At 67.1% G+C, this 21455-nt stretch carries 23 protein-coding genes; 9 read left to right on the top strand and 14 right to left on the bottom strand.

Going from position 1 to position 21455, the window contains the following annotated elements:
* Positions 1–10: 10 nt before the first annotated feature.
* From B4K74_RS09645 to hemE, 11 genes are all read right to left on the bottom strand, one after another.
* Entirely contained in the window at positions 11–214 is a 204-nt protein-coding gene (locus B4K74_RS09645; protein ID WP_286692750.1) for a hypothetical protein, read from the bottom strand.
* Between the two features lie 25 nt (positions 215–239).
* Positions 240–1136, bottom strand: a complete 897-nt coding sequence (locus B4K74_RS09640) for a ParB/RepB/Spo0J family partition protein (protein ID WP_286692749.1) — start codon at positions 1134–1136, stop codon at positions 240–242.
* A gap of 24 nt (positions 1137–1160) precedes the next feature.
* Positions 1161–1976: a ParA family protein gene (locus B4K74_RS09635; RefSeq protein ID WP_241153079.1), complete on the bottom strand. Its 816-nt coding sequence runs from the start codon at positions 1974–1976 to the stop codon at positions 1161–1163.
* Positions 1969–2544, bottom strand: a complete 576-nt coding sequence (gene rsmG / locus B4K74_RS09630) for a 16S rRNA (guanine(527)-N(7))-methyltransferase RsmG (protein ID WP_286692748.1) — start codon at positions 2542–2544, stop codon at positions 1969–1971. Before rsmG ends, B4K74_RS09635 begins: the two co-directional genes overlap by 8 nt.
* Before the next feature lie 53 nt (positions 2545–2597).
* The gene (gene mnmG / locus B4K74_RS09625) at positions 2598–4454 is read right to left on the bottom strand and encodes a tRNA uridine-5-carboxymethylaminomethyl(34) synthesis enzyme MnmG (RefSeq protein WP_286692747.1); all 1857 of its coding nucleotides are present in this window, start codon (positions 4452–4454) and stop codon (positions 2598–2600) included.
* 62 nt (positions 4455–4516) lie between these two features.
* Positions 4517–5833 (bottom strand): tRNA uridine-5-carboxymethylaminomethyl(34) synthesis GTPase MnmE, encoded by a 1317-nt coding sequence (gene mnmE, locus B4K74_RS09620; RefSeq protein ID WP_286692746.1) that lies wholly within the window; start codon positions 5831–5833, stop codon positions 4517–4519.
* Between the two features lie 7 nt (positions 5834–5840).
* Positions 5841–6065, bottom strand: a complete 225-nt coding sequence (locus B4K74_RS09615) for a DUF6489 family protein (protein WP_286692745.1) — start codon at positions 6063–6065, stop codon at positions 5841–5843.
* A gap of 74 nt (positions 6066–6139) precedes the next feature.
* Entirely contained in the window at positions 6140–7531 is a 1392-nt protein-coding gene (gene rho, locus B4K74_RS09610) for a transcription termination factor Rho (protein WP_123285921.1), read from the bottom strand.
* A 226-nt stretch (positions 7532–7757) separates the two neighbouring features.
* Positions 7758–8228, bottom strand: coding sequence for a CopD family protein (locus tag B4K74_RS09605; RefSeq protein ID WP_286692744.1), 471 nt, complete (start codon positions 8226–8228; stop codon positions 7758–7760).
* On the bottom strand, positions 8225–9289 hold the full coding sequence (hemH, locus tag B4K74_RS09600) for a ferrochelatase (RefSeq protein ID WP_286692743.1): 1065 nt from the start codon (positions 9287–9289) through the stop codon (positions 8225–8227). Before hemH ends, B4K74_RS09605 begins: the two co-directional genes overlap by 4 nt.
* The gene (gene hemE / locus B4K74_RS09595; RefSeq protein ID WP_286692742.1) at positions 9286–10320 is read right to left on the bottom strand and encodes a uroporphyrinogen decarboxylase; all 1035 of its coding nucleotides are present in this window, start codon (positions 10318–10320) and stop codon (positions 9286–9288) included. Before hemE ends, hemH begins: the two co-directional genes overlap by 4 nt.
* A gap of 550 nt (positions 10321–10870) precedes the next feature.
* Here hemE and B4K74_RS09590 point away from each other — a divergent pair.
* Genes B4K74_RS09590 through dnaQ form a run of 5 tightly spaced genes read left to right on the top strand, consistent with a single transcriptional unit; the run spans position 10871 to position 14479 of the window.
* On the top strand, positions 10871–11749 hold the full coding sequence (locus B4K74_RS09590; protein ID WP_286692741.1) for a pyruvate, water dikinase regulatory protein: 879 nt from the start codon (positions 10871–10873) through the stop codon (positions 11747–11749).
* The gene (locus B4K74_RS09585) at positions 11746–12354 is read left to right on the top strand and encodes a Maf family protein (protein ID WP_286692740.1); all 609 of its coding nucleotides are present in this window, start codon (positions 11746–11748) and stop codon (positions 12352–12354) included. The genes B4K74_RS09590 and B4K74_RS09585 overlap by 4 nt, the downstream gene beginning before the upstream one ends.
* Positions 12351–13160 (top strand): shikimate dehydrogenase family protein, encoded by an 810-nt coding sequence (locus B4K74_RS09580; RefSeq protein ID WP_286692739.1) that lies wholly within the window; start codon positions 12351–12353, stop codon positions 13158–13160. The genes B4K74_RS09585 and B4K74_RS09580 overlap by 4 nt, the downstream gene beginning before the upstream one ends.
* The gene (gene coaE, locus B4K74_RS09575; RefSeq protein ID WP_286692738.1) at positions 13157–13759 is read left to right on the top strand and encodes a dephospho-CoA kinase; all 603 of its coding nucleotides are present in this window, start codon (positions 13157–13159) and stop codon (positions 13757–13759) included. The genes B4K74_RS09580 and coaE overlap by 4 nt, the downstream gene beginning before the upstream one ends.
* Before the next feature lie 30 nt (positions 13760–13789).
* Positions 13790–14479 carry a DNA polymerase III subunit epsilon gene (dnaQ, locus tag B4K74_RS09570; RefSeq protein WP_123285913.1) on the top strand — a complete coding sequence of 230 codons (690 nt, stop codon included), beginning with the start codon at positions 13790–13792 and terminating at the stop codon, positions 14477–14479.
* 19 nt (positions 14480–14498) lie between these two features.
* Here dnaQ and secB read toward each other — a convergent pair whose 3' ends face one another.
* Complete coding sequence (gene secB, locus B4K74_RS09565) at positions 14499–15032, bottom strand: protein-export chaperone SecB (RefSeq protein WP_123285912.1); 534 nt, start codon at positions 15030–15032, stop codon at positions 14499–14501.
* Positions 15033–15250: 218 nt separating this feature from the next.
* Here secB and timA point away from each other — a divergent pair, with 218 nt between their 5' ends.
* Entirely contained in the window at positions 15251–15886 is a 636-nt protein-coding gene (gene timA / locus B4K74_RS09560) for a TIM44-related membrane protein TimA (RefSeq protein ID WP_286692737.1), read from the top strand.
* Positions 15883–16998, top strand: a complete 1116-nt coding sequence (locus B4K74_RS09555; RefSeq protein WP_286692736.1) for an MltA domain-containing protein — start codon at positions 15883–15885, stop codon at positions 16996–16998. Before timA ends, B4K74_RS09555 begins: the two co-directional genes overlap by 4 nt.
* Here B4K74_RS09555 and B4K74_RS09550 read toward each other — a convergent pair.
* Both B4K74_RS09550 and B4K74_RS09545 read right to left on the bottom strand, forming a co-directional pair.
* A complete protein-coding gene (locus B4K74_RS09550; RefSeq protein ID WP_286692735.1) occupies positions 16995–17453 on the bottom strand; it encodes a hypothetical protein in 459 nt (152 codons plus the stop codon). The genes B4K74_RS09555 and B4K74_RS09550 overlap by 4 nt on opposite strands.
* The gene (locus B4K74_RS09545; RefSeq protein WP_286692734.1) at positions 17453–19027 is read right to left on the bottom strand and encodes a helicase HerA-like domain-containing protein; all 1575 of its coding nucleotides are present in this window, start codon (positions 19025–19027) and stop codon (positions 17453–17455) included. The genes B4K74_RS09550 and B4K74_RS09545 overlap by 1 nt, the downstream gene beginning before the upstream one ends.
* 81 nt (positions 19028–19108) lie before the next feature.
* Between B4K74_RS09545 and B4K74_RS09540 the strand changes: the two genes are divergently transcribed.
* The gene (locus B4K74_RS09540) at positions 19109–20251 is read left to right on the top strand and encodes an AI-2E family transporter (RefSeq protein WP_286692733.1); all 1143 of its coding nucleotides are present in this window, start codon (positions 19109–19111) and stop codon (positions 20249–20251) included.
* A 293-nt stretch (positions 20252–20544) separates the two neighbouring features.
* Entirely contained in the window at positions 20545–21393 is an 849-nt protein-coding gene (locus B4K74_RS09535; RefSeq protein ID WP_286692732.1) for an outer membrane protein, read from the top strand.
* The last annotated feature ends 62 nt before the right edge of the window (positions 21394–21455 follow it).

Raw genomic sequence — 21455 nt, 5'->3', positions numbered from 1 at the left:
ATGCAGCGAGTTAGCCTCGCTTCGACGCCTTGCGGAAGGCCGGCTTGTTGGCCGCCGCGCTCTGCCGTGCGACCTTCTTCTCTTCATGCTGCCCCGGCTTGAAGCCGCCGGACGCGGCCGCGCCACCACCCCCGGCCTTCTTGGCGGCCAGGGCCCGCTTCATGGCATCAGCGGTGGGGTTGCTTTTGCCGGGATCGTGGGGCGCGTCGGTCATGTCGTCACCCTAGCACGGCCGCGGATCAAAGGCGCATCAATCGACGGCACAGCTCGTCCAGCTGTTCGAGGCTGGCGTAGCGCAGGATCAGCTCGCCCTTGCCGTTCCGATCGGCCAGATCGACCTTCATGCCCAGGGCGTCGGCCAGATCCTGCTGCAGGGCCTCGATGTCGGCCGAGGCCTCGCTGTTGGCGGCGCCGCCCCGCTGGGACGGCCGGACCGGCCGGACGCCCTCTGTCGCCTGACGGGCCAGAATTTCGGTCTGGCGGACGTTCAGCCCCTTGGCGAGAACCTCTTCGGCCAGCGCCACGGGATCCGCCGCCGTGATCAGGGCCCGGGCATGTCCGGCGCTTAGCCGGCCAGCCATGACATGCTCGCGCACCGGTGCCGGCAGCTGCAGCAGGCGCAGGGTGTTGGCCACATGACTGCGGCTCTTGCCGACCACACCGGCGACGGCGTCCTGGGTGCGACCGAACCGCTCCATCAGCTGGGCATAGGCATTGGCCTCTTCCATCGGGTTGAGGTCGGCCCGCTGGACGTTCTCGATGATGGCGACCTCGAGCACCTCGACATCGTCCATCTGGCGCTCGATCACCGGCACAGTGGTCAGGCGAGCGGCCTGGGCCGCGCGCCAGCGCCGCTCTCCGGCGATGATCTGCCATCGGTCCGTCTCGCCCGGCCAGACGCGCACCAGAATGGGCTGAAGCACGCCGCGATCGCGGATCGAGACGGTCAGTTCCTCGAGGTCCGCCGGGGTGAATTGCTTGCGCGGCTGATCCGGATTGGGGCTCAGCAGCTCGATCGGCAGCATGCGTACGCCCGCAGGCGCGCCCTCGCCCGACACGGCCACCGGCTGTTCCCCGACGCTTTCGCCCAGCAGGGCCGACAGACCGCGCCCCAGACCTCTTTGACGTTCAGACACGACTCTATCTTTCTGTTCAGTACCTTACGCTGCCGCCAAACGACGGGAGCGTTCACGTTTGACCACTTCACGGGCCAATTTCAGATAGGCCTGACTGCCCGCGCACTTCAGATCATAGATCAGCGCCGGCTTGCCGAAGGACGGCGCCTCCGACACCCGCACATTCCTCGGAATGACCGCATCATAGACCTTGTCGCCGAAATGGGCCCGGACATCATTGGCCACCTGGCCCGACAGGGCGTTGCGTTTGTCATACATGGTCAGGACCAGCCCCTGAATCTCCAGCCGGGGATTAAGACTCTGGCGGACCATCTCGATGGTCTTCATCAGCTGGGTCAGGCCTTCCAGCGCAAAGAACTCGCACTGCAGCGGCACCAGAACGGCATCAGCCGCTGCCATGGCGTTGAGCGTCAGCAGGTTCAGGGACGGGGGACAGTCGATCAGGACGTAGTCATACTGCGTCTGGCCAACGCGTCCGTGGGCCAGAAGGGCGTCGCGAAGGCGGAACGAGCGCCTGTCTGCCTGACTGAGCTCGATCTCAACGCCCGACATGTCAGGATCTGACGGGATGATATGCAGCCCGGGGACGGCCGTTTCCACCGCCGCCTCGGCCACGGCCCTACCGTCGGTCACGACGTCATAGATGGTGACGCGCCGTGTTTCACGTGAAACGCCGAGCCCTGTCGAGGCATTGCCCTGGGGGTCCATGTCGACGATCAGGACCTTCTCGCCGATGGCGGCCAGCGCGGTTCCCAGATTGATCGCCGTGGTGGTCTTGCCCACCCCGCCCTTCTGGTTCGACACCGCCAGCACGCGCGGTCCGGGCTTGGTCTCAGACAGAACGGACACGACGCAGACTCCCGATGTGGACGATGCGGCCGCGTGGATCGCTCTGCGACGGCCTTAGCTCAGGGGTGAAGTGCCAGGATTTCCGCGCCTCGCGCAACTCCTCCTCGGCCCGTTCCCCCTTGAGAAACACAGCTTGTGCACCGCGCTGCACATAGGGTTGTGCATAACCCAGAAGCCGCTCCATCGGCGCAAGCGCGCGGGCGGTGACGACGTCTACATCGACATGATCCTGCTCTTCGGCGCGACCGTGGATCACCGTCGCCGGCAATTCCAGCGTTTCAACAACGGTCGAAAGGAAACGACAGCGTTTGCCCAAGCTGTCGATCAGCCACACATGGGCGTCGGGGTTGTCCTTCAGCAGTATGGCCAGAATCAAACCGGGAAAGCCCGCCCCGGCACCCAGATCGGCCCAGGTATTGGCCTCAGGCGCCATCTCGAGCAGCTGCGCGCTGTCCCAGGCGTGGCGCGACCAGAAGTCCGGCAGGGTATCCGGGCCCACCAGATTCATCACCGCATTGGTCTCGGTCAGCATCTCGCGGAATCGGTCCAGCTCGGCCATCCGCTCGGCGGAGGCGCCGGTGCGGGCCTGGAAGTCTTCTCGCGTGCGAACCGTCACGCTGCGACCCGGTTCTTTTTCACATGGGCCAGCAGGGCCGTGAGCGCGCCGGGCGTCACGCCTTCGATGCGGGAGGCCTGCCCCAGTGTCACGGGACGGACCTTGGCCAGCTTCTCCCGAACCTCGGTCGACAGGCTACCCATGGCGGCATAGTCGAGGTTAGCAGGCAGATGCAGGTCTTCCTCCCGCTGCAGCGCCTGGGCATCGGCCGACTGGCGATCCAGATAGCCGGCATAGGTGGCTTCAATGGCCAGTTGTTCGCGCACCGCGGGGCTGCGATCGGCAAGGTCGGGCCGGACCGGCAGGAACTGATCCAGGGTCACGCCCGCATGGGCCAGTAGATCCCGCACCGACCGACGCTGACCATCGGCGTTCACATGAATCCCGAGCTGCTTCGCCTCTCCCGGTGTGAAGCGGGTCTCATTGGCCCATGTCAGGACGTCGTCCAGTTCGGCCTGTTTCGCAGCGAACACGCGCGCGCGGTCAACACCGGCCAGCCCCAGCTCAATCGCCAGCGGCGTCAGACGGCGGTCGGCATTGTCGGCGCGGAGGCTCAGTCGGTATTCGGCCCGGCTGGTGAACATGCGGTAGGGCTCGGTCACCCCACGTGTGACCAGATCGTCGATCATCACCCCGATATAGGCCTGATCGCGGCGCAGGATCACCGGTTCCTGTCCGCCTGCCGCCCGGGCGGCATTCAGCCCGGCCATCAACCCTTGCGCCGCCGCCTCCTCATACCCGGTCGTGCCATTGATCTGGCCGGCCAGATAGAGGCCCGGGCGCGCCTTGACCTCAAGTGTCGGCAGCAGTTCGCGCGGATCAACATAGTCATACTCGATCGCATAGCCGTACCGCATGACCTCGACCGCCTCGAGGCCCGGGATGGTGCGCAGAAAGGCGTCTTGGGTCGCTTCCGAGACCGAGGTCGAAATGCCGTTCGGATAGACGGTCGGGTCGTCCAGTCCCTCGGGCTCGAGGAAGATCTGGTGGCTGGTCTTGTCAGCGAAGCGGACGACCTTGTCCTCGATCGATGGGCAATAACGCGGGCCCCGGCCGGACAGGTGGCCGCCATAGACGGCACTCTCGCCAAGGTTCTCGGCGATGATCCGGTGGGTCTCTTCGGTCGTGTGGGTGATGCCACACGCGATCTGGGGCACGGTGATCCGGTCGGTCAGGAAGCTGAAGGGTACGGGCTCGGCGTCCGCCGCCTGCATCTCCAGCCGGTCCCAGGCAATCGTCCGGCCATCCAGCCGCGCCGGTGTGCCGGTCTTGAGACGACCCAACGCCAGACCCGCGGCGTGAAGGTCCGCGGCCAGACCGGTGGACGGCGCCTCGCCATGCCGACCGGCAGGAATTCGGAGGTCGCCCCGGTGAATGATCCCGTTCAGGAAGGTGCCCGTCGTCAGAACGACGGCAGCCGCCCTCAGGGACTCGCCCGCCTCGGTCTCGATCCCCACTACGCGGGCGCCCTCGACGATCAGCCGCGCGGCCGTCCCCGCCATCAGGGTAAGATCAGCGGTCGCGGCCAGTTCGGCCTGCATGGCCTCACGATACAGACGACGGTCGATCTGCGACCGCGGCCCCTGAACGGCCGCGCCCTTCGACCGGTTCAGCATGCGGAACTGGATGCCCGACACATCGGCCAGCCGCCCCATGATGCCGTCCATGGCATCGATCTCGCGCACCAGATGGCCCTTGCCCAGCCCGCCGATGGCCGGGTTGCAGCTCATCTCGCCGATGGTGTCGAGGCGCTGGGTCAGCAGTACGGTGCGGGCGCCGGCGCGCGCCGAGGCGGCCGCAGCTTCACAGCCGGCGTGCCCTCCCCCGATGACGATAACGTCGAACGTGTTCATGGCCGGGGACATAGGGGAAAACCGGCGTCTCCGCCACCGCGCCCGCTCTGTTTCACGTGAAACTATTTGCCGATGCAGAAGCTGGCGAAGACCTCACCGAGGACGTCCTCCACTCCGATCTCTCCTGTGACCCGCGCGAGACTATGCGCAGCCCGGCGCAGATCCTCTCCAGCCATTTCGGGGGCCACGACCAAGGCCTGACGCCCGGCTCGGACGGACGCCAGAGCCTCCTCCAGCCTGAGGCGATGGCGCTCGCGCGTCAGGGCCGGGAAATCGCCGCCACTGAGATCGGCAGCCAGACGGTCCGACAGCCAGTCGGTCAGCGCTTCCAGCCCCTCTCCCGCGGTCGGCGACACGGTCAGCGTCGCAATTCCCTCCGGCACATCGAGCCAGTCGGCGCGGTCCAGGTCGGCTTTTGTCCGGATGCACAGGTCACCGGGCCTGACCAGCGCACCGGCGGGCCCGACCGGGTCGCCGGGCGCCACCACCCAGAGCCGAAGGTCGGCCGCCTCGGCCCGGGCGCGGGCGCGACGCACGCCCTCGGCCTCGACCGGGTCGTCACTGTCCCGCAGCCCGGCAGTGTCGGACAGGGTGACCGCATAGCCTCCGATGACGAGTGCCGCGTCCAGCACATCCCGGGTCGTCCCGGCGATCGGCGTGACGATGGCAGCCTCCCGCTCAACCAGGGCATTGAACAGCGACGACTTGCCGGCATTGGTTTCGCCGATCAGGACGATCCGATAGCCGTCGCGAATGCGCTCTCCCCGTCGCCCGTCTGCAAGGGCGCGCTGAAGATCCTCGATCAACGCGTCAAGCACGGGCCCCGCCCGGCTGGCCAGCGCATCGGGAATGTCCTCGTCGGGAAAATCGATCTCGGCCTCGACCAGCGAAAGGGCGGTCAGCAAATCCTGGCGGAACCCCGCATAGGTCTCCGCCAGCGCGCCGCCCAACTGGCCCACTGCCTGGGCGGACTGTTCGGCCGTTTCGGCATCAATGAGATCGGCGATGGCCTCGGCCTGGGTCAGGTCCAGCTTGCCATTCTCGAAGGCACGGCGGGTGAATTCGCCCGGCTCTGCGGGTCTCACACCCAGATCAAGCAGGGCGGTGCTGACCGCCTCGACCACGGCCCGTCCGCCATGCAAATGTAGTTCGGTCGCATCCTCGCCGGTATAGCTGGCGGGCGCTTTGAAGCGAAGGACCAGTGCCTGATCCAGGATTGCCCCCTGATGACGCAGGGTGCGGACGACCGCCACTCTCGGCCTGGGTCGGCCCGCCCCGAGGGCATCCAGCACCCGATCAGACTCCGATCCGGACAGGCGGATGACGGCCACCGCCCCCCGGCCCGGCGGCGTGGCCAGGGCAAAGAGCGTGTCCCTCACCTGGGCCTCATTTCGTGGCGGCTTCCATCATGCGCCGGAACTGTTCCTGGGCTTGAAGGCCGAAGCCGGTCCAGGTCTTCATCAGCTCTTCGGGCTGCATGGCGGCCATATTGTCAGACATGCGCTTCTGCATCTCCGAGACCATGGCCTCATTGAGCGGCGCCACATCGGGCAAGCCCAGAAAGGCGCGCGCCTCCGCCGGGGTGCAATCGATCTCGACATTGATCTTCATGATGGGACCTCCTGTTTCACGTGAAACATGCCCTCAAGCAGCGAGCAACCGCGTTGCGAGCGGTAGGGCAAATATCAGGTGTTCATCGACTGGAAGAAATCGCCGTTGTTCTTGGACTGGCGCAGCTTGTCGAGCAGGAATTCGATCGCGTCCTGCGGACCCATCGGATTGAGAATACGCCGCAGCACATAGGTCTTGGCCAGCTGGTCCTTGGGCGTGATGAGATCTTCCTTGCGGGTGCCGGACTTGAGGACGTCGATGGCCGGGAAGATGCGCTTGTCGGCGACCTTGCGGTCCAGAACGATTTCCGAGTTACCCGTGCCCTTGAACTCTTCGAAGATCACCTCGTCCATGCGGCTGCCGGTGTCGATCAGGGCCGTGGCGATGATGGTCAGCGAACCCCCCTGCTCCACATTGCGCGCCGCGCCGAAGAAGCGCTTGGGCCGCTGCAGGGCGTTGGCGTCGACACCGCCGGTCAGCACCTTGCCCGAAGACGGCACAGTCGCGTTATAGGCACGGCCCAGACGGGTGATGGAGTCGAGCAGGATCACCACATCCTTGTTGTGCTCGACCAGACGCTTGGCCTTTTCGATGACCATTTCGGCCACGGCGACGTGACGGGTGGCGGGCTCGTCAAAGGTCGAGGCGACGACCTCGCCCTTCACCGTCCGCTGCATGTCGGTGACTTCTTCCGGCCGCTCATCGATCAGGAGCACGATCAGGAAGACCTCGGGGTGGTTGGCCTCGATCGACTTGGCGATGTTCTGCAGCATGACCGTCTTGCCGACCCGCGGCGGGGCGACGATCAGGCAGCGCTGGCCCTTGCCCAGGGGGGCGACGATGTCGATCACCCGGCCCGAACGGTCCTTCAGCGTCGGGTCCTGGATTTCCATGTGCAGCCGCTCTTCGGGATAGAGCGGGGTCAGGTTGTCGAACAGGACCTTGGTCTTGACCAGCTCCGGGTCTTCCAGATTGATCGTGTCGACCTTGAGCAGGGCGAAATAGCGCTCGCCCTCACGCGGGCCACGCACGGCCCCGTGGATGGTGTCGCCCGAGCGCAGGCCGAAGCGGCGGATCTGCGACGGCGAGACATAGATGTCATCGGGCCCGGGCAGATAGTTGGCATCCGGACTGCGCAGGAAGCCAAAGCCGTCCGGCAGGATTTCCAGCACGCCATCGGCGATGATCTCGACCTCTTCCTCGGCCAGGGCCTTGAGGATGGCGAACAGCAGGTCCTGCTTGCGAAGGTTGGAGGCGTTCTCGACCTCGAGCTGTTCAGCGAAGGCGACCAGATCGGCCGGGGTCTTTTCGTTCAGCTCGGCCAGGGTGATCCGACCGGACGGGACGATAGCCTCGCCGTCATCCTCATCGTCCTCGGACGTCTCGATCTCGGTCGCCGGAGTGTCAGCTGCAGACTCTTCGACCGAAGTCGGCTCGGTCTCGGGGGTGTCGGAAGTGTCGCTCATCAGAACTCGCACGGGAATGAGCCCCCGAACAACCCATGCTCAGGAGCGAAAAGCCTAGAAATGTCAGGCCCTTAGGGGCCAGTCGGGGAACTCCGGAGTCTGCCCGGCCCATAAGGGCGATCAGCGGCGGACACAGGAGGAAGAGAAGGGCACCGCCCGCGAGGACGGCTCAGAACCACGGAAACCACGCCCGCCGCACCGGGTCAAGCCCGGTGCCTTCCGGGAGTCAGCGCGTGCCCCACTCCAGCGTCACGGACAGCACCATGACGATGGCGATCAGGAAGGGGACTTCATTGGTCATCCGCCAGAACCGCCCGGTCCGGGTCGAGGTCCCAGCCTGGATCCGGCGGAACTCTCCGGACAGATAGTCATGCCATCCGCTGAGGGCGAAGATCCCGGCGATCTTGGCCAGCATCCACGGCTGGTGGGCAAAGCTCCAGTCCGTGCCGCCGCCACTGCGCAACCAGAACAGCCACAGGCCAAAGACCCAGGCGGCCGCCATGGCCGGGTTGAGGATGATCTTCAGCAGGCGCCGCTGCCAGGTCCGCAAAAGCTCGCGCATCTCGCTGCGCAGGGGCTCGGCCTTGTCTGCCTGTTCCGCGTCATAGGCATAGAGGCGTGGCAGGAACAGCAATCCCGCCATCCAGGCGATCACCGCCAGAATGTGCAGGGCCCGGGCGAAATCATACAGGTTCACGCGGCGGCCCCTTGCCGCTGTTCCGCCTGACAGGGACAGGCCTTCCAGTCGGCCTGACACCCCGGCCCGAACGGCGCCGTGCCCGACCGATCAAGCGCCGCGATCACACCCTCGGCCAGACCGGAGATGAAGTTCGGCGTCACGCTGACGGTCGGGACCCGGATATAGGGATGGATGCCGTGCTCCTCGGCCAGTTCGCGGTATTCGATATCCAGCTCGACGAGGGTCTCGATATGCTCGGAGACAAAGGCGATCGGCACCAAGACGACCCCGACGCCGTCCCTGCCGGCCTGTTCCAGCGCCTCGGGCGTCGAGGGGCCCAGCCACTTCATCGGCCCGACCCGGCTCTGGTAGCAAAGGCCCCAGTCGGTCAGCCCCAGCCGCTCGGCGACGGCCCGGCACCCGGCCTCGACCTGTTCGGCATAGGGATCGCCCTTGCTCGTCACCAGCGACTCGGGGATGCCGTGGGCGGAAAACAGCACCCGAACGGGCTGGTCTCCGGCGGCGGTCAGGCCCTCGCGGATCAGCCCAGCCTGGGCCTCGACCCAGCCTTCGGCCCGGGGATAGCAGCAGATGGCGCGGCTGGCGCCCGGTCCGCGATAGGTCTCCTGCCACAGCTTGAGCGATGAGGCCGTCGTTGTGGTCGAAAACTGCGGATAGAGGGGCAGGAGGACGATCTCGTCCGGTGCCCACGCCTCGACCTCGGCCGCCACGGCCTCCGTCATCGGATGCCAGTAGCGCATGCAGATGAAGGCCTTGATGTCATCGGCCGGCAGTCGGTCGGACAGGGCCTGCTCCAGCGCCCCGGCCTGGGCCCGGGTACCGGGCAGCAGGGGCGAACCCCCACCCATATAATCATAGTTGGCCTGGGCGCTCTTTTCCCGGCGGCTGGAGATCAGCCGGGCCACCGCAGTGCGGAACAGGCCCGGCAGGCCGATAATGGCCGGGTCATTGAACAGGTTGAACAGGAAGGGCTTTACCGAGTCCGGTCCGTCCGGCCCGCCCAGATTGAACAGCACCACCGCGATCCGGCGGCCCTGACTGTCCTGCGCAGTGCTCATTGGGCGCCGATCCTTTTCAGTACCTGTTCGACATGGGCGATCGGCACATCGGGCAGGATTCCATGGCCCAGATTGAAGATCCACGGACCCTCGCCCCAAGCCTCCAGCAACTGGTCCACGCGGCGATCCAGCGCTTCGCCGCCCACCCGCAGCAACAGCGGGTCCAGCGCGCCCTGGATCGGCTTGATCGCCTGCACCCTCTGGCCGACCACCAGCGGGCAAGCCGTATCCAGCGCCACAGCCTGAACATCGCATTCATGGGCATAACGTTCGGCCAACGCCGCCGATCCGCGCGGGAAACCGATCAGGGGGACGGTCACGCCCAGCTCCCGCACCCGGGCCATCAGCTTCTGATGGGGCTTAAGCACCAGAACCTCGAACAGATCGTCGGGCAGGCCCTCGGCCCAGCTCTCGAAGATCTTGAGGACCTGGGCGCCCGCATCGGCCTGCATCTTCAGATAATGCGCCGTGGCCTCGACCAGAATGTCCAGCAGGGCCAGGACCGTCTCCGGCTCGCGATAATAGAAGGTCCGCGCCTGGGCCCGTTCGCCCTTGCCGATCGAGCGGGTCTCCCCGTCCAGCATATAGGTGGCAACGGTCCACGGAGCCCCGGCAAAGCCGATCAGGGTGCGCTCGGGATCCAGTGCTATCCGAACCCGGCTGAGCGTCTCCCCGACCGGCGACAGGGCGTTACCCGCCCCCGTGGTCAAGGCCTGCATAGACGCCAGATCCGGCAGGGCCCCCAGTCGCGGACCTTCTCCGGCCTCGAACCAGACCTTCTGGCCCAGAGCCTGCGGGATCAGCAGGATGTCGGCAAACACGATGGCCGCGTCGAAGCCAAAGCGCCGCATCGGCTGAAGCGTGGCCTCGGCGGCCATCTCCGGGTTCAGGCAAAAGGCAATGAAGTCGGGAGCTTGGGCGCGCAAAGCCCGGTACTCCGGCAGGTAGCGCCCGGCCTGACGCATGAACCAGACCGGGGGCCGGTCGGTGACCTCGCCCCTCAGGGCCTTGAGCAAGCGCATATCCGTCATGGAGCGGCTTTAGGCCGGGCGGGCCGAGAGCTCAAGCGGGCGAAATGCCTCGCTCTGCTTCTCTTCCTCTCGATAGAGATATTGAAGGTGAAGATAGAAGGTAGGGCCGGGGATGACGGGGACAGTTGACCCGAATCCGGCGCCTGAACAGGACCTTTTCACAGGGATGGGTGGCAAGGACCGAGGCCGCCGGTCATGCCTGTAGAAACCGGGGATAATCCTTAATCAAACCTTAACACGCGGGCCCGCACGCCGACGTCCGTCAGGGGATGATCTGTTTGCGGATTAACGTCTCATTAACCTTTCCCCAGGGTACTCGGCGGCCGGTTCCTCCCTTGGGACAGATGGATCCGAACTGTCGCCGGATCTTCACATTCATCCCCGATGCCTGCGCCCCACGGCCCTCATCCGGGATTCTGCCCGCATGAGGGGCCGATTGATCCCCGTCTGGCGAGGCCCCTCATCCACAGGAATCCCGGATTCGCTCCGCAGGAGTCCTGCCAGGGCCGAACAGGTTTGACGCCTGCGCCGCTTCAGACGATGACAGGACATGACCCCGACACGCTCAGGCTCCGGCCGGCTGGCCACCTATTTCCACGTCCATCTGGTCTCCGATTCGACCGGTGAGACCCTGAACGCCATGGCCAAGGCGGTCACCGCCCGGTTCGACGGCGTCATCCCGATCGAGCACATCTATGCCCTGGTGCGCTCGCCCAAACAGATGGAGCGGGTGCTCGAAGAAGTCTCTGCGGCGCCGGGCGTGGTTCTCCACACCCTGGTCGACAAGGGTCTGCGGCTGCAGCTCGAAGATGGCTGCCGCGCGCTGGACATGCCCCAGATCGGGGCGCTGGATCCTCTGGTCGGCGCCCTGTCCCATTATCTGGGCGCGGCGCTCTCAACCCGGGTCGGAGCCCAGCACGCGCTCGATACCGACTATTTCAACCGCATCGGCGCGCTCGACTTCGCCATGGCCCATGACGACGGTCAGGGCACGACGGAACAGCTGGAGACGGCTGATGTGGTCCTGTGCGGGGTCAGCCGGACCTCCAAGACACCGACCTGCATCTATCTGGCGCACCGCGGCATCCGCGCCGCCAATGTGCCCCTCGTCCCCGGTCAGGAGGACGGCGAGCGTCTGACCCAGCTGAACGGGCCGCTGGTGGTCGGCCTGACCGTCTCGCCCGACCGGCTGGTGCAGATCCGGCGCAACCGGCTGGACGGATTAAATGCCGACCGCAGCTCCTCCTACGTCGATCACGACGCCGTCCGCGATGAGACGATCAAGGCGCGCCGGGCCTTCGAACGCCGCGGTTGGCCGGTCATCGACGTGACCCGCCGCTCGGTCGAGGAGACCGCCGCGGCCATCGTCAATTTGCTGAGCGAGCGCCGCTCGGGCAAGGCGGGCCGCACGCCCGGCATGCCGGCATGAGCGCCGGATTTCAGCGTCAGCCGCTGGTGCTGGCCTCGGCCAGCGCCGCCCGCCGGACCCTGATGGCCGGGGTGGGTCTGACGGTCGATCTCCAACCCGCCGATCTGGATGAGGAGGGCCTCAGGCTGGCCAATCCCGACCTCGGGCCTGCGGACATGGCGGTGTGCCTGGCCGAGGCCAAGGCCGTCGTGGTCAGCCGGATGCGCCCCGGGGTGCTGGTTCTGGGTGGCGACCAGATTCTGGAGGACGACGGGGTCATTGTCTCCAAGGCAGACGATCTGAAGGAGATTGCCGCGCGTCTCCGGGGCTTCCGGGGACGGACCCACCATCTGCACTCGGGCGCGGCGCTCGCCCGGGACGGAGCGGTCGTCTGGCGCCACGTTGACACCGCCGCTCTGACCGTGCGGGCTTTCTCGGAGGCCTGGTTGGCCACATACCTCGAGGCCGAGGGCGCGGCCCTGACTGGCGTGGTCGGGGGCTACAGGCTGGAAGGGCCCGGGGCCCAACTGTTCGCGCGCATCGAGGGGGACTATTTCACCGTCCTGGGTCTGCCGCTGTGGGCGGTGCTGGAGGCCCTGCGGGATCAGGGCGTGATCGACCGATGACGATCCGGGCCGGGGTCGCGGGCTGGCCGATCGCCCATTCGCTCAGTCCGGTGATCCACGGGGCCTGGATCCGGGCCGCCGGTCTGGATGCCGACTACGCAGCGTTCGGGGCGGAAAACGACGATCGCTTCCGGGAGCTCGTTGGTCAGGTCCGCGACGGCATCATTCGGGGGCTGAATGTCACGGCGCCCTATAAGGAAACTGCGCTTGGGCTGGCGGATACGGTCAGCGAGACCGCTCGCGCCTGTGGCTCGGCCAATCTGCTGTGGCAGGACGCCGGGGTGCTCCGGGCCGACAGCACCGACGGCTACGGCTTGAGGGCGGCGCTGACCGAACAGGCAACGGCTTTGGAAGGGATGGGCCGGGTCGCCGTCGTGCTGGGTGCGGGAGGTGCTGCCCGGGCCGCCGTCCATGCCTTGGGCCAAACCTTTTCCGAAGTGCGTGTTCTGAACCGGACGGCTGCCCGCGCTGAGGCCCTCATCGCCGCCGTCCAGCCCCACTGCCCGGCGCGGCTGACCCTCGGTGACGCGGCAGCTGACGCCGCCCTCATCGTCAATGCGCTGAGCGTCCCGCCCGAACTCGACCTTACGACGCTCGCCCCCGACGCCGTGCTGATGGACATGACCTATCGCCCCCTGATGACCGGCTTTCTGCGGGCCGGTGCGGAGCGGGGCCACACGGTCGTTGATGGACTGGCCATGCTGATCGGCCAGGCGCAGCCGTCGTTTGCGACCCTGTTCGGCGTCCGACCGCCCGACGTCGATGTCCGGGCCGAGGCCCTGCGGGTGCTGGGAGAACAGCCATGAAGGTTCTGGTACTGACGGGCTCGATCGGCATGGGCAAAAGCACGACCGCGCGCCTGTTCGAGGAAGCCGGGGCCGCCGTCTGGGATGCCGACGCCGCCGTTCACACACTCTATCAAAAGGGGGGCGCCGCGGTGGATGCCGTAGAGGCGGCTTTTCCCGGCGTGGTCGTCGACGGCGCCGTCGACCGGACCCGGCTCTCGGCCCGGCTTCAGGAGACTCCCGAAGGCTTTCCGGCGCTGGAGGCCATCGTCCATCCGCTGGTGCGGGCCGACCGGGAGGCTTTTGTCGCCCGGGCGCGCGAGGAGGGCCGGACGGTCGTGGTCCTGGACATTCCCCTCTGGTTCGAGACCGGGGCCGACCGGACCGGGGTCACGGCTGTGGTGGTGGTCAGCGCCCCCGAGGCCGAGCAGCGGCGGCGCGTCCTGTCCCGGCCGGGCATGACCGAGGCCCGGTTCCGCCAGATCCTGTCCCGCCAGGTGCCGGATGCGGAAAAGCGCGTCCGCGCCGACGTCGTCATCGATACCGGCCGGGGCATTCCCCATGCCCGGGACCAGGTTCGCCTGTTGATGGACCGCCTGACCTCACCCTCGACGGATTGAAGCCCGGGGCGAAGCGCGGCATCAAGGGCCATGGCCCGCGAAATCGTTCTAGATACCGAAACCACCGGCTTTGATCCCCGGACGGGCGACCGGATGATCGAGGTCGGCTGTATCGAGATCGATGACCTGCTGCCGACCGGCCGCACCTTTCACCGGCTGATCCATCCCGAGCGCGACATTCCCGCCGGCGCCATTGCCGTGCACGGCATTACCCTCGAGAAGTTGCGCGACGCGCCGAAATTCGCCGAGGTCGCGGCCGATCTGCTGGAATTCATCGGTGATGCGCCGGTGATTGCCCACAACGCCAGCTTTGACCGGGCCTTCATCAATCACGAACTGGGCCTGTGCGGCCAGCTGCTGATCGAGGAGGCACGCTGGATCGACACCCTGCAGATGGCCCAGATGCGCTTTCCCGGCATGGCCAATTCGCTGGATGCCCTGTGTCGCCGGTTCAAGATTTCCCTGACCGAGCGCAGCCTGCACGGGGCCCTGATCGATGCCCGCCTGCTGTCCGATGTCTATCTGGAGCTGAAAGGCGGCAAGGCCCGCTCGCTGGAGCTGGTCGCGCACTCGGATGATACCGGCGGACCGGACGGCCCCCGTCGCCACGGGTCCCGGTCGACGCCGCTTGCACCGCGCCTGACCGACGCCGAGGTTCAGGCGCATGCGGCCTTTGTCGCCGCCGAACTGGGGGATCAGGCGCTCTGGCTGAAGGCCTGATCGCTCCGTTCAGAAGGGCTCAGGCCTGACCGGGAGGGGTCGAGGCGCCGCGCGCGACCTGGGCCTGACGCTGGGTATAGATGGCGGTGAAGTCGATCGGCTCCATCAGGAAGGGCGGATAGAAGCCGCCGTCCGACGTCGCCTTGGCGATGGTCTCGCGCGCGAAGGGGAACAGATAGCGCGGGCACTCGATCAGCAGCAGCGGCTCGATGTCCTTCTCCGCGACATTCATCAGCTGGAACAGGCCGCCATAGACCAGCTCGACCTGAAACACCGGCTTGTCTTCGCTGGTGGCCTTGACCGACAGCTTCAGCTCCACCTCGAACAGGCCGTCCTGACGGCCCTGGGCGTTCATCTCGACGCCGAGATCGATATTGGGGCGACCCTCGACCTTCAGGCTCTCCGGCGCGCGCGGGTTCTCGAACGAGAAGTCGCGCACATACTGGGCCATGATGCGAAAGCCCGGCAGGGCGGGCTGGCCCGGCTGCACCGGCGTTTCGGTCGAGCCGTTCGGGGTGTCGCCATTGGGGGCGGGAGGCGTGGAATCGGTCATGCGCGGACAGGTCTTCCTGGATCGATGAGAGCTCGGGCCGCATCGGCGGCTTGAAGGCGGGGCGACTAGCATGGCGGGCGCGGGGCGGCAATGTCACGCACCCCCGGGGGGCAGCGGTGCAGGGGCGCGAGGCCGGGCCGCCTTGCATGGGGCCCCGGCAATCCCTAATCCTCAGGGCCAAGCGCCGCACCTTCGGTGGCGCCAGACCCGGACCCGACGTGAATCCTCAATTCCAGATCATCCTGTTTGCCGTGATCGCGGCCGTGGTGCTGTTCCAGCTGTACAATGTGCTGGGCAAGAAGGTCGGCCGCCAGCCGGAAGAGGATGCCCGTGCCCGGCCGAAGGGCGCGCCTGAAGCGGCCGATGCGCCGCAGGCCGGGCAGGCGGCGGCGGGACCCGCCCTCGATTCCGCGACCCTTGCGGCTATCGCCGGTCTGAAGGCCCGCGATCCCGCCTTTGACCCCCACCGCTTCCTCGACGGGGCCCGTCAGGCCCATGAGACCATCGTCCGCGGCTATGCCGAAGGCGACCGCGAGGCCCTGAAGCCTTTGCTGACCTCGGTCGTCATGACCTCGTTTGAGGCCGGCATGGCCGACCGGGAGGCCCGCGGCGAACAGGAACGGGTCGAGTTTCCCCACGTCCCGCGCGCCGATCTGGAACTGGCGACGGTCCAGGGCGACAAGGCCGTGGCCAAGGTACGCTTCCTGTCGGAACTGAAGCAGACCATCAGCGCCGGCGAGGCAGAGCCGCGCGTCGAGGAGCGCCGCACCGCCGAACTCTGGACCTTCGAGCGCCCGCTGAACGCCAGCGATCCCAATTGGGTGCTGGCCCGGGTGGAGCCCGCCACCGCATGATGGCGACGGCCGGTCGGGCGGGTGCGGTCGCGGCCCTTCTGCTGGCCGCCCTCGTCTCGGCCTGTGCCAGCGCGCCCGAGCCGTCCGCGCCGCCCCTTCCGGTGCCCCCGGTCAGCGAGTTTGAGTTCCCGCATCCGCCGCCCCCTCCCAGACCGGAAAGCCTGCCGGTCGCGGCCTTGCCCGGTTGGGATCAGGAAGACCATCTGACAGCCCTGATCGCCTATTCGACGGGCTGCAGCGCCCGCCGCGACCCGATCTGGCAGGCTATTTGTGCCGAGGCGCGGACCCTTGTGGCGAGGCGTCCCACGCCCAGCGAGGCCCGCGCCTTTCTGGAACGCCGGTTCGTCGCGGTCGAGGCTGTTGCCCCGGAACCGTCACGCGCCCTGCTGACGAGCTATTTCGCGCCGGAGTATGAGGCCCGCCGCGCCTCCGACGCCGATTATGACGCCCCGGTGCTGGCCCGGCCCGCCGGATGGCAGCGCGGCGACCGGCTGGCCGACCGTGCCACCATCGAGGCCAATGCGTCATCCTATGAGATTCTGGGCTGGATGCGGGCCGAGGACCTGTTCTTCCTGCAGATCCAGGGCTCGGGCTATCTGACCTTTGCCGACGGATCACGCGCCCGCGCCGCCTATGCCGCCGACAACGGCCATCCCTTCGTCGGGATCGCCCGGCCCATGGCGGATCAGGGCCTGCTGCCGCCGAACGGCACCTCGGGGGACGCCATCCGGGCCTGGCTGGCCGCCCATCGGGGGCCCGAGGCCCGGGCGGTCATGGCCCTCAACCCCCGCTATATTTTCTTCCGTCTGGACCCCGACGATGGCGGCCATCCGGCGGGGGCTGCAGGCATCCCCCTGCCGGCACGTCGCGCCATTGCCGTTGATCCCTCCCACTGGACCTATGGCGAGCCGGTCTGGATCGAGGCCGACGGCGGCAATCTGATCGGCGCCCGCGCCAGCTATCGCGGTCTGGTCATGGCACTCGACACCGGCTCGGCCATCCGCGGCCCGGTCCGCGCCGACCTCTATATGGGCCGGGGAGAGGCTGCGGGCCAGGAAGCCGGGGCGGTCCGCCACCCCCTCAGGATGTGGCGGCTGGTGCCCCGATTCTAGGTTCGCCCTGCTGACTGGATGGCGTGCCGGAAGCCGTCGGGGTCTCGGAGTCGAAGTTCGATCCGTTTGTCATCGGCGAGGTGCACAACCAGGGAACGGCCGAACAGCCCCGATCGCTCCTCTATCGTCCGTACCCGGCGCAGCTTGATCTCATGATCCAGGCCCCAGATTTCGGGCATGAACATCAGGGAGAACGGGAAACACGGCATAACGTACAATGTATCCCGGGTGACGCAGACCTTCAGTGCGTTGGATGCTCCGCCTAGCGCGCGGATGCCTCCCAGCTCACGCCCCGACGTGCGATTTTCCTCGAAGATGCAGCTGTCGGGACTCGTCGCAAAGATGCGCTTGCCGCGCTGCCTGCGAAAAACAGCGGATGCCGTTACGATGGCCCCAATCCACAAAACGGGGAAGGCGGCGATCAGGACGGCGTGCCGTTCGACGAAATCCTCCATCACCGCCGCCGCATCCCGCCCAGAACGCCGCGCAGGATTTCGCGGGTCAGGGTTGAGCCGGCGGTGCGCAGGACGGATTTGGTCGCGGCCTCCAGCGGGGTTTCCCGGGACGAGCGGCGAGCCGGAGCGCGGGCGCGGGCCTCGCGTTCGGCCTCGCGGCGGATGCGGGTCTCTTCCTTTTCCCGGGCGAGGCGGGCCTTCTCGGCCTCCTTCGCGGCGGCGGCATCAGCCTTGGCCTTGTCCGCAGCGGCTTTGGCCTCGGCTTCGGCGGCATCCGCCTCACCCCGACGGGCGGTCAGGATCTCGTGGGCGGACTCCCGGTCGACCGGGGTGTCATAGACGCCGCGCACCGGGCTGGCGGCCATCACGGCGGCGCGTTCGGCGTCGGTCGCGGGCCCCAGACGGCTGGCGGGTGGCCGGATCTTCGTGCGGGCCACCATCGCGGGCGCGCCCTTTTCGTCGAGGGTCGAGACCACGGCCTCGCCGACGCCCAGCGCCGGAATGGCCTCGCTGGTATCGAACGCCGGATTGGGCCGGAAGCTGCCCGCCGCGGCCCGCAAGCCCTTCTGTTCGGACGGCGTATAGGCCCGAAGCGCATGCTGGATACGGTTGCCCAGCTGGCTGAGCACGCTGTCGGGGATGTCGGCCGGGTTCTGGGTGACGAAATAGACGCCGACCCCCTTGGACCGGATCAGGCGCACCACCTGTTCGACCTTGTCGACCAGGGCCTTGGGCGTGTCGTCGAACAGCAAGTGGGCCTCGTCAAAGAAGAACACCAGACGCGGCTTTTCCGGATCGCCGATCTCGGGCAGCTGCTCGAACAGCTCCGACAGCAGCCACAGCAGGAAGGCGGAATAGAGCCTCGGACTGTTCATCAGCCGGGCCGCGTGCAGCACATTGACCTGTCCCCGCCCGTCCAGACTGGTGCGGATCAGATCCTCGAGCCTGAGCGCCGGCTCGCCGAAGAAGGCCTTGCCGCCCTCCTGTTCCAGCTGCAGTAGCGACCGCTGGATGGCGGCGATCGAGGCGGGGGCCACATGGCCGACCTCGCGCCCGATCCGCTCGGCATTCTCGCCCACATGGACCAGCAGGGCGCGCAGGTCGTCGAGGTCCAGCAGCAGCAGGCCCTCGGTGTCCGCGACGTGGAAGACGACCGACAGCACGCCTTCCTGCACCTCATTCAGGTCCAGCATGCGGGCCATCAACACGGGGCCGATCTCGCTGACGGTGGTGCGGACCGGGTGGCCCGCCTCGCCATACAGGTCCCAGAAGACCGTCGGCGCCGCGCGCGGGGTCAAGGCCAGTTGCATACCCTCGGCCCGGGCGACCAGTTTCTCATTGGGGGTGCCCGCCACCGCTATGCCCGACAGGTCGCCCTTCACATCGGCGCAGAACACCGGGACGCCGGCATCGGAAAACCCTTGCGCCAGAATCTGCAGGGTCACCGTCTTGCCGGTGCCGGTGGCGCCCGCGATGACCCCGTGGCGATTGGCGCGATCAAACCGCAGGTGACGGGCATGGGCCTCGTCATCGTCATCGGTCCACCCCAGAAACAGCCCGTCCGTCGTGCTCATGCCCTGCCCTCGCAATGTCTGTCACATGACATAGACCAGACCGCGATTGACGGGAACGCCCGGAAGCCGGACAACCGGCCCATGAAGTCCGCCCTGGCCGTTCCAACCTCCGCTGTCGCGCGCAATGCGCTGGTGCTGCTGGCCGCCGTGGCGGGCGGCGCGGCGCTCTACTGGCTGCGGGACATCCTGACCCCGCTGGCCATGGCCATCTTCCTGTTGATCATGATCGACGGCATCAAGCGCTTCGTGGCCGACAACACCGTGCTGAGCGACCGTATGGCCGGTGTGGCGGCCTTGGTGTTGGTCATTCTGGGCTTCTTCGCCTCGATCGCCATCATCGTGGACGGGGCGGCGGGCTTCTTCGGCGAGGCTTCCGGTGTTTCCACCCGGCTCGGCCCCCGGATCGACCAGGTCATTCATGATGTGGCGGGCCTGTTCGGCGTGGCCAGCCCGCCGACGGCCATGGACCTGATCGGCGACATCGATCTCCGAAGCTATGTGGCCGATTTTGCCCTGCAGGTGCAGAATGTCGCCAGCGGCGCCTTCTTCGTCCTCGTCTATCTTGGCTTTCTGATCGCGGCCCAGGCGGGCTTCCAGCGCAAGATCGTCGGCATGTTCCCGGTGCGCGAAACCCGGCACGAGGCCCGCGCTGTCTTTCAGCGTATCCGCTCGGGGGTCGAGGGCTATCTGTGGGTCCAGGCCGTGACCGGCATCATGATCTGCGCCGTGGCCTGGGTGCTGATGCGGGCTGTGGGCCTGCAGAACGCCGAGTTCTGGACCTTTGTCATCTTCGTCGTGGGCTTCATCCCGATCCTGGGCGGCGCCGTCGCGGGTCTGGCCCCGCCGATGTTCGCCCTTGTCCAGTTCGAGAGCTACTGGCCGGCGCTGATCCTGTTGATCGGCCTGCAGGCCGTGCTGTTCATTGTCGGCAACTGGATCCAGCCGCGCATGCAGGGCGACAATCAGAACATCGACCCGGTGGTGGTCCTGCTGTCGCTGGCCCTGTGGGGCAAGCTGTGGGGCGTGATCGGCATGTTCCTGTCGACGCCGCTGGCGGTGCTGATGATGGCCATCCTGGCCGAGTTCAAGGGCAGCCGCTGGATCGCCGTCCTGATGTCGGGCGATGGCGAGCCCTATCCGGACGGCGAGGAAACCCTGTCGCGCAAACGCCCTTCACCCCGCGTCAACGCGCCACAGGCGGACGCCTCCGTTTCGGACGACTGACGGCTTGAAAGGGGGGCGGGGGGAAACCACCTGTCCATCACCGCCGCGGCCTCCCTCCCCCTCCCCCGGCTGCGGCGCCGAGGACGACCCCTCCCCCTCCCGGGTTCGTCCAGACAGAGGCCGTCGGGTGAAAACCCGGCGGCCTTAGTCGTCTGTGTTGCCAATGTCCCACACATCGCCCCGACCACCAAACAGCCGGGAACAGCCCAGCCTCGCTGCCGTTGTGTCTGCCGGGAGGGAAGCATGATCACATCCGGGTGGGGACATCCGGTTAAACGAGAGGATACAACGGGATGAAAATCTCCCTGCAAACCGGCGCGGCCATGGCTGCGGTTCTGGCGGCCGGTCTGGCCACCCCCGCCTTGGCGCAATCCGCCCCGAGCGACTGGAGCGGCCCCTATATCGGCATTTACGGCGGCTATCTGGAAACCCAGGATGACGCCAATGAGAGCCTGGTCTTCGACCGGGACTTCGACGGCGAGTTCGACGACACCGTCGTTCTGAACGGCACGACAAACAGCGCTTTCAGCCCGGGCTCCTGCCCGGATGCGGGCAATGGCGCGACGCCCGGCGCCCTCTGCTCGAGCGATGACGGCGGCGTCGAGGCGGGCGTCCGCATCGGCTACGACATGCAGTTCGGTAACTGGGTCGTCGGTGCCGTGGGTGAAGTGTCTGCAGCGGACGCCCGCGACAGCGTGACCTCGTTCAGCACCACGCCGGCGTCCTACATCATGACCCGCGACCTGGAACACACGGCCGCGCTGCGTGCCCGCATCGGCTACGCCATGGGCCCGGTTCTGGTCTACGGCACTGGCGGTGTCGCTTACGGCAAGATCCAGAACAGCTTCTTCACCACCAATGGTGCCAACAGCTTCACCGAACAGACCAGCGAGGACGATGCCGACGGCTATCAGTTCGGCGCCGGCATGGAATGGAAGCTGGCCCCCAATCTGTCGCTGGTCGGAGAGTATCTCTACACCAGCCTCGAAGCGGGCGATTACGTTGTGCGCGCCGGGCCGGGTACGGCCGGGCCGACCAACCCCTTCATCCTGCCGCCCAACACGGCCGGTACCGACATCGCCCGCAGCAACGGCGACTTTGATTACCACGGCTTCCGTCTGGGTATGAACGTTCGCTTCTAAAGCTGGACACCGGTTAAATCCCGGAAGGGCCGGGCTCGCGCAGGCGAGCCCGGCCTTGCTGT

It is taken from the genome of Brevundimonas sp. UBA2503, from assembly GCF_002341485.1.
Taxonomy (GTDB): Bacteria; Pseudomonadota; Alphaproteobacteria; order Caulobacterales; family Caulobacteraceae; genus Brevundimonas; species Brevundimonas halotolerans.
This window is presented reverse-complemented; position numbering and strand designations above follow the sequence as displayed.

Excerpts from the sequence above, each read along its gene's own strand:
- B4K74_RS09645 (WP_286692750.1), bottom strand. The coding sequence starts at position 214 with ATGACCGACGCGCCCCACGATCCCGGCAAAAGCAACCCCACCGCTGAT.
- rsmG (WP_286692748.1), bottom strand. The coding sequence starts at position 2,544 with ATGGCCGAGCTGGACCGATTCCGCGAGATGCTGACCGAGACCAATGCG.
- mnmG (WP_286692747.1), bottom strand. The coding sequence starts at position 4,454 with ATGAACACGTTCGACGTTATCGTCATCGGGGGAGGGCACGCCGGCTGT.
- B4K74_RS09615 (WP_286692745.1), bottom strand. The coding sequence starts at position 6,065 with ATGAAGATCAATGTCGAGATCGATTGCACCCCGGCGGAGGCGCGCGCC.
- rho (WP_123285921.1), bottom strand. The coding sequence starts at position 7,531 with ATGAGCGACACTTCCGACACCCCCGAGACCGAGCCGACTTCGGTCGAA.
- hemH (WP_286692743.1), bottom strand. The coding sequence starts at position 9,289 with ATGAGCACTGCGCAGGACAGTCAGGGCCGCCGGATCGCGGTGGTGCTG.
- hemE (WP_286692742.1), bottom strand. The coding sequence starts at position 10,320 with ATGACGGATATGCGCTTGCTCAAGGCCCTGAGGGGCGAGGTCACCGAC.
- B4K74_RS09590 (WP_286692741.1), top strand. The coding sequence starts at position 10,871 with ATGACCCCGACACGCTCAGGCTCCGGCCGGCTGGCCACCTATTTCCAC.
- B4K74_RS09585 (WP_286692740.1), top strand. The coding sequence starts at position 11,746 with ATGAGCGCCGGATTTCAGCGTCAGCCGCTGGTGCTGGCCTCGGCCAGC.
- B4K74_RS09580 (WP_286692739.1), top strand. The coding sequence starts at position 12,351 with ATGACGATCCGGGCCGGGGTCGCGGGCTGGCCGATCGCCCATTCGCTC.
- coaE (WP_286692738.1), top strand. The coding sequence starts at position 13,157 with ATGAAGGTTCTGGTACTGACGGGCTCGATCGGCATGGGCAAAAGCACG.
- dnaQ (WP_123285913.1), top strand. The coding sequence starts at position 13,790 with ATGGCCCGCGAAATCGTTCTAGATACCGAAACCACCGGCTTTGATCCC.
- secB (WP_123285912.1), bottom strand. The coding sequence starts at position 15,032 with ATGACCGATTCCACGCCTCCCGCCCCCAATGGCGACACCCCGAACGGC.
- B4K74_RS09555 (WP_286692736.1), top strand. The coding sequence starts at position 15,883 with ATGATGGCGACGGCCGGTCGGGCGGGTGCGGTCGCGGCCCTTCTGCTG.
- B4K74_RS09550 (WP_286692735.1), bottom strand. The coding sequence starts at position 17,453 with ATGGAGGATTTCGTCGAACGGCACGCCGTCCTGATCGCCGCCTTCCCC.
- B4K74_RS09545 (WP_286692734.1), bottom strand. The coding sequence starts at position 19,027 with ATGAGCACGACGGACGGGCTGTTTCTGGGGTGGACCGATGACGATGAC.
- B4K74_RS09540 (WP_286692733.1), top strand. The coding sequence starts at position 19,109 with ATGAAGTCCGCCCTGGCCGTTCCAACCTCCGCTGTCGCGCGCAATGCG.
- B4K74_RS09535 (WP_286692732.1), top strand. The coding sequence starts at position 20,545 with ATGAAAATCTCCCTGCAAACCGGCGCGGCCATGGCTGCGGTTCTGGCG.